Origin of the sequence: Kitasatospora sp. NPDC005856 (genome assembly GCF_040629945.1) — a bacterium.
Classification (GTDB): Bacteria; Actinomycetota; Actinomycetes; order Streptomycetales; family Streptomycetaceae; genus Kitasatospora.
In genome coordinates this window covers 24426-31134 of the sequence record NZ_JBEXWT010000102.1, presented here as the reverse complement: position 1 = coordinate 31134, position 6709 = coordinate 24426, and the positions used below count along the sequence as shown (strand labels likewise).

1 protein-coding gene is annotated in these 6709 nt (G+C 75.4%); it reads right to left on the bottom strand.

All coding sequences use genetic code 11. The features are described from left to right. Window positions 1–6638, bottom strand: a 6638-nt coding sequence (locus ABZ449_RS36250) for a type I polyketide synthase (protein ID WP_360354693.1), incomplete at its 3' end; no start/stop codon positions are given. Between the last annotated feature and the right edge of the window lie 71 nt (window positions 6639–6709).

Here is a 6709-nt window from a genome sequence, read left to right as displayed (position 1 = left end):
GAGTGGCCCACCACCGCGTCCGGGACGACCCCGAACGAACGCCACACCTCCGCCAGCGACACCATCACCGCCCACAGCACCGGCTGCACCACATCCACCCGCGCCAACAGCGCCTCCGAACCCAACGCCTCCGCCAACGACCAATCCACGTAAGGCGCCAGCGCCCGCTCGCACTCCGCCATCCGCCCCGCGAACACAGCCGACCCGGCCAGCAACTCCGCGGCCATCCCCACCCACTGCGAACCCTGACCCGGGAACACCAACACCGAACGACCGTCGACCGGGCGACCGCCGTCCCACGCTCCCGAGTCCTCGTCGGCCATCCGGCCCAGCAGGGTGTGGAGTTGGTCCCGGTCCCCGACCAGTGCCTTTCGGTACTCGAAGGCGGTGCGCGTGTGCAGGGCGGATCCGATGTCGCGCGGGTCGACCCCGGGGTTGCCGTCCAGGTGGCGGCGCAGCCGGTCGGCCTGGAGGCGCAGTGCCTGCGGGCTCTTCGCCGACAGCAGCCAGGGCACCGCCGGCAGGGGGGTGCGCTCGGCCGGCGGACCGTCGTCCTCCAGGGGGGCGTGTTCGAGGATGGTGTGGACGTTGGTGCCGCTCAGGCCGAAGGAGGACACTCCGGCCCGGAAGGGGCGGCCGTGGGACGGCCAGGGCTGCTGCTCGGTCGCGAGGGCCAGCGCTCCACGCGTCCAGTCGACGTGGCCGGAGGGCCTGCTGACGTGCAGGGTGCGGGGCACCTGCCCGTGCTGCATGGACAGCACCGTCTTGATGACCCCCGCCACACCCGATGCCGCCTGGGCGTGGCCGAGGTTGGACTTGAGGGAGCCGACCAGCAGGGGCCGTCCGGCGGGCCGGTCCTGGCCGTAGGTGGCCAGCAGGGCCTGCGCCTCGATGGGGTCGCCGAGGGTGGTGCCGGTGCCGTGCGCCTCCACCACGTCCACCTCGGACGGCGTCAGACCCGCGTCCGCGAGCGCCGCCCGGATCACCCGCTGCTGCGACGGACCGTTGGGGGCGGAGAGTCCGTTGCTGGCGCCGTCCTGGTTGACGGCGGAGCCGCGTACCAGCGCCAGTACCGGATGTCCGTTGCGGCGGGCGTCCGACAGCCGCTCCAGCAGCAGGACGCCGACGCCTTCGCCCATGCCCATGCCGTCCGCGTCGTCCGAGAAGGCCTTGCAGCGGCCGTCCTCGGCGAGTCCCCGTTGCCGGGAGAAGCTGATCAGGGCGCCGGGGGTCGCCATCAGGGCGACGCCGCCGACCAGGGCGAGGGAGCAGTCGCCGCCGCGCAGGGCCCGGCCGGCGTAGTGCATGGCGACGAGTGAGGAGGAGCAGGCCGTGTCGATGGTCACGGCGGGGCCTTCGAGGCCCAGGGTGTAGGCGACCCGGCCGGATACGACGCTGGGTGCGCTGCCGGTGAGCAGGTGGCCGTCTCCTTCCTCCGACTGGGCGACGACGGCCGCGTAGTCGGCGTAGTTGACGCCGGTGAACACTCCGGTGCGGCTGCCGCGCAGGGCGGCCGGGTCGATGGCGGCGCGTTCGATCGCCTCCCAGGTGGTTTCCAGGAGCAGCCGCTGCTGGGGGTCCATGGCCAGGGCCTCGCGCGGCGAGATGCCGAAGAACTCCGCGTCGAAGTCGGCGGCGTCGTGCAGGAAGCCGCCGTGCCGGGTGGTCGAGGTGCCGGGGCGGTCGGGGTCGGGGTCGTAGAGGACGTCGATGTCCCAGCCGCGGTCGGTGGGGAACTCCGAGACGGCGTCGCCGCCGTCGGCGAGCAGGCGCCACAGGTCTTCGGGGGTGCCGATGCCGCCGGGGAAGCGGCAGGCCATGGACACGATCGCGATCGGCTCGTCGTCGGGCGCGGGCAGGTGCGCGGCGGCGTCCGGGGCGGCGGGGTCCGGGTCGGTGGCCTGCCGGCCGAGCAGTTCGGCGCGGATCTCCCGGGCGAGCACGGTGGACGACGGGTGGTCGAAGATCAGCGTGGACGGCAGCCGCAGGCCGGTGGCGGTGTTGAGCCGGTTGCGGAGTTCGACTGCGGTGAGGGAGGCGAAGCCCATGTCCTGGAACGCCATGCCGGGCCGGATCGCGTCCACCGAGGGATGGCCGAGGACGGCTGCCGCGTGGGTGCGGACCAGGTCGAGCAGCAGACGGTGCTGTTCGGATCCGGCGAGGGCGGCGAGCCGTTGGCGCAGCAGTGCGGCGGCGGGTGCCTCCGTGTCGCCGGTCGCGGCTTCCAGGGCGCGGCGGGCTTCGGGGATGCCGGTGAGCAGCGGGCTGCGGCGGGTGGAGGTGAAGACGGCGGCGAACTGCTCCCAGTCGACGTCGGCGACGGCGAGTACGGTCTCGTCGTCGTCGAGCGCCTGTTGCAGGGCGTGGACCGCGAGGTCGGGGGCGATCCGGGGCAGGCCGTGCTGCTCCAGGTTGAACAGATCGGCGTCCGCTCCGGCGATGCGGTCCTGGAAGGGGTTCTCGGCCTGCCAGATGCCCCAGTCGACGGTGGTGGCGGTGAGGCCGCGGGCCCGGCGGTGCTGGGCCAGGGCGTCGAGGTAGGCGTTGGCTGCGGCGTAGGCGCCGTGGTCGCCGCTGCCCCAGACTCCGGCGATCGAGGAGAACAGGACGAAGGCGTCGAGTTCGCGGTCGAGCAGGGCGTCGAGGTGTTCGGCGCCGGCGGCCTTGGCGGCGACGATCTGTTCGAACGCGGACATCGGTGTGCCGTCCAGGGGGGCGAGCGCGACGAACGCGGCCGCGTGGACGACCGCGGTGACCGGGTCGCCCGCCGTGTCCAGGCCGGTGAGCAGTTCCGCCACGGCCTGACGGTCCGCCAGGTCGCAGACGGGCAGGGTCAGTCGTACGCCGAGGGCGGCCAGTTCCGCGGCGAGTTCGGCCGCGCCGGGTGCCTGGGGGCCGCGGCGGCCGGGCAGGACGAGGTGGGTGGCGCCGCTGCGGGCCAGCCAGCGGACGAGGTACGGGCCGACGGCTCCGGTGCCGCCGGTCAGCAGGACGGTGCCGCGGGGCCTCCAGTGCTTCGTACGGCTGTCGTTCCGGGGGGCGCGCCGGAGGCGGCGGGCCAGCAGGCCGGTGGGGCGCAGGGCCAGCTGGTCCTCGCGACCGAGGCCGTCCGGGCCGGTGCCGGGGGCCGTCAGGACGGCGGCGAGGCGGGTCCTGGCGCGGGCGTCGAGGTTCGGCGGCAGGTCGATGAGTCCGCCCCAGCGGGCGGACAGTTCCAGCGCGGCCACCAGTCCGGTGCCCCAGACCAGTGCCTGGCGGGGGTGGGTGACCGGGTCGTCCTGGCCCGTGGACACGGCCCCGGCGGTGGCGCACCACAGGGGTGCGGTGAGGGCGAGGTCGCCCAGGGCCTGCACCAGGGCGACGGTGAGTGCCGTCCCGGTGGGCAGGGCCGGGTGGTCGGGGTGGGGCCGGTCGTCGGCGGCCAGCAGCGACAGCACGCCCGTCGGGACGCGGTCGCCGAGGGCGGTGGCGAGCGTGTCCGCGAGGTCCGTGCGGCGGACGGCGTCGGCGGTGGGTTCGGCCGTGACGACGGTGGCGCCCGCTTCGGTGAGGGCGAGCAGCGGGCCGCGTACCCGTGCGTCGTCGTCGTGTCCGGCGGGCAGGACGACGAGCCAGGTGCCGGCGGCGGGGGTGGCGGCCGGCGGGTCGGGCAGCGGCTGCCAGCCGATGCGGTAGCGCCAGGAGTCGATGACGCTCTCGTCGCGCCGCTGTTTGCGCCAGCCTCGCAGGGCGGGCAGGACAGGGGCGAGGGCGTCCTCGTCGACGGCGAGGTGGGCGGCGATCTCGGCCGGGGCGTCGTGGTCGACCATGTGCCAGAAGGCCGTGTCGTGCGGGTCGGCGGCGGCCGGTCCGGTGCCGGGCGCCGCCTCCGGCTCCAGCCAGTAGCGCCGCAGCTGGAAGGGGTATCCGGGCAGAGCGGTCGGGCGGGCGCCGGTGCCGGCGTACACCGCGGACCAGTCGACGGCCGCGCCGGCCACCCACAGTTCGGCGGCCGAGCGCAGGGCCCGGCGCAGTCCGCCGTCGTCGCGGCGCAGGGTGCCGACGACCACGGGCGGCTCCTCGGCGCCGGTGGCCTCGGCGGTGTCCTGGAGGGCCATGGTCAGCACCGGGTGCGGCGACACCTCGACGAAGACCTCGTGGCCCTGTTCGATCAGGGAGCGGACGGCGGCATCGAAGCGGACGGTCCCGCGGAGGTTGCGGTACCAGTAGTCGGCGTCCATGACCGTGGTGTCGAGCCGGTCGCCGGTGACGGTGGAGAACAGCGGAATCCGGGCCGGGAGCGGGCGTACGCCGGCCAGCGCGGCCAGCACCTCGGACCTGATCCCTTCGACCTGGGCCGAGTGCGAGGCGTAGTCCACGGGTACGGACCGGGCCCGTACGCCCTGTGCGGCGCAGTGGGCGAGCAGTTCGGCCAGGGCCTGGGTCTCGCCGGAGACCACCACGGCGGCGGGCCCGTTGACGGCGGCCACCGACAGCTTCTCGGCCCAGGGGGCGATCTCGGCGCGGACCCGGTCCTCGGGCAGGGACACCGCGACCATGCCGCCGAGTCCGGCCAGCGCCCGGATGGCCCGGCTGCGCAGGGCGACGACCTTCGCCCCGTCCTCCAGGCTCAGCGCTCCCGCCACCACGGCGGCGGCGATCTCGCCCTGGCTGTGCCCGACCACGGCGTCGGGCCGGACGCCCCAGGACTCCCAGTGCGCGGCCAGTGACACCATCACCGCCCACAGCACCGGCTGCACCACGTCCACCCGTTCCAGGGAGGGTGCCCCGGGCGCGCCCTCCAGGACGGCGGGGAGCCGCCAGTCGACATGGGCGCGGAGGGCGGCGTCGCAGGCGGCGAGGCGGTCCCGGAACACGGGGCTGGTGGCGAGCAGGTCCCGCGCCATGCCGGCCCACTGGGAGCCCTGGCCGGGGAACACCAGTGCCGTCCGGCCCTCGACGACCCGGCCGGTGCCCGCGACGACGTCGGCGGGCGTGGCCGGGGCGGTGGAGAGGTCCGTGCCCGGCCCGGACAGGGCGGCGAGGCCGTCCAGCAGTGCGGGGCGCCCGTCGCCGATCACCACGGCCCGGTGTTCGAAAGCGGACCGGGTGGTCGCCAGCGAGAACCCGATGTCGGCCGCCCGTGCGGGCGCGTCCGTGGCGAGCCGGGCGCGCAGCCGGGCCGCCTGGTCCCCGAGCGCGGACGCGGTGCGGCCGGACAGCACCCAGGGCAGCACGGCCCCGGGCGCGCCCGCCCCGGCTGCGGTGTCCGGGCCGTCGGTCGCTGCTTCCGGTCCGTCGGCCTGTTCCGGCTCCGGTGCCTGTTCGAGGACGACGTGCGCATTGGTGCCGCTCATGCCGAACGAGGACACCCCGGCCCGGCGCGGCCGGTCGACGGCGGGCCAGTCGCGGGCCTCGGTGAGGAGTTCGACGGCGCCCGAGGACCAGTCGGCGTGCGGGGTGGGCGCGTCCACGTGCAGGGTGCGGGGCAGGACGCCGTGCCGCAGCGCGAGCACCGTCTTGATGACCCCGGCGACCCCGGCGGCGGCCTGGGTGTGCCCGATGTTCGACTTCAGCGACCCCAGCCACAGCGGACGCCCGGCGGGCCGGTCCTGGCCGTAGGTGGCCAGCAGCGCGTCGGCCTCGATCGGGTCGCCGAGGGTGGTCCCGGTGCCGTGCGCCTCCACCGCGTCGACCTCGGAAGCGGTCAGTCCGGCGTCGGCGAGGGCCGCCCGGATGACCCGCTGCTGGGAGGGGCCGTTGGGGGCGGTCAGGCCGTTGCTGGCGCCGTCCTGGTTGACGGCCGAGCCGCGCAGCACGGCCAGCACCGTACGGCCGTTGCGGCGCGCGTCCGACAGCCGCTCCAGCAGCAGCATCCCCACGCCCTCGCCCCAGCCGGTGCCGTCCGCGGCCGCCGCGAACGGCTTGCAGCGGCCGTCGGGGGACATCGCGCCCTGCCGGCTGAACTCGACGAACACCGCCGGCAGCGCCATCACGCTGGCCCCGCCGGCGAGCGCGAGCGAGCACTCACCGGCCCGCAGGGCCCGCGCCGCGAGGTGCAGCGCCACCAGCGAGGCCGAACAGGCGGTGTCCACGGTGACGGCCGGGCCTTCGAGACCGAGCGCGTAGGACACCCGCCCGGACATCACGCTCATCGAGTTCCCCGTCATCAGGAACCCCTGGACGGCTTCGGCCGCGCCGGAGCCCAGCGTCGCGTACCCCTGGTCGATGGCCGCGGCATACACCCCGGTACGGCTGCCCCGCAGGGTGAGCGGGTCGATGCCGGCCTGCTCGACGGCCTCCCAGGACGCCATCAGTAGCAGCCGCTGCTGCGGGTCCATCGCGACCGCCTCACGGGGCGAGATGCCGAAGAACTCCGGGTCGAAGTCCGCCGCGCCGTCCAGGAACGCCCCTCGCCCGGGGACCGTGCCGCCGGACGGCCAGGCGGTCTCCCAGCCCCGGTCGCCGGGGACCGGCGCGATGGTGTCGCGGCCTTCGGCGAGCAGTTCCCACAGGTCCTCGGGGGTGCGGACGCCGCCGGGGAAGCGGCAGCTCATCGCCACGATCGCGATCGGCTCGCTCGTGCGGGCCTCGGCCTCCCGGAGCCGCTGCCGGGTGTCCCGCAGGTCGATGGTCACCCGGTTGAGGTAGTCGCGCATCCTCTGGTCGCTCACTGGACACCGCTGCTTTCGTCTCGGGCTGCGCGGGGTGCGCGGACGGCGTGGATCGG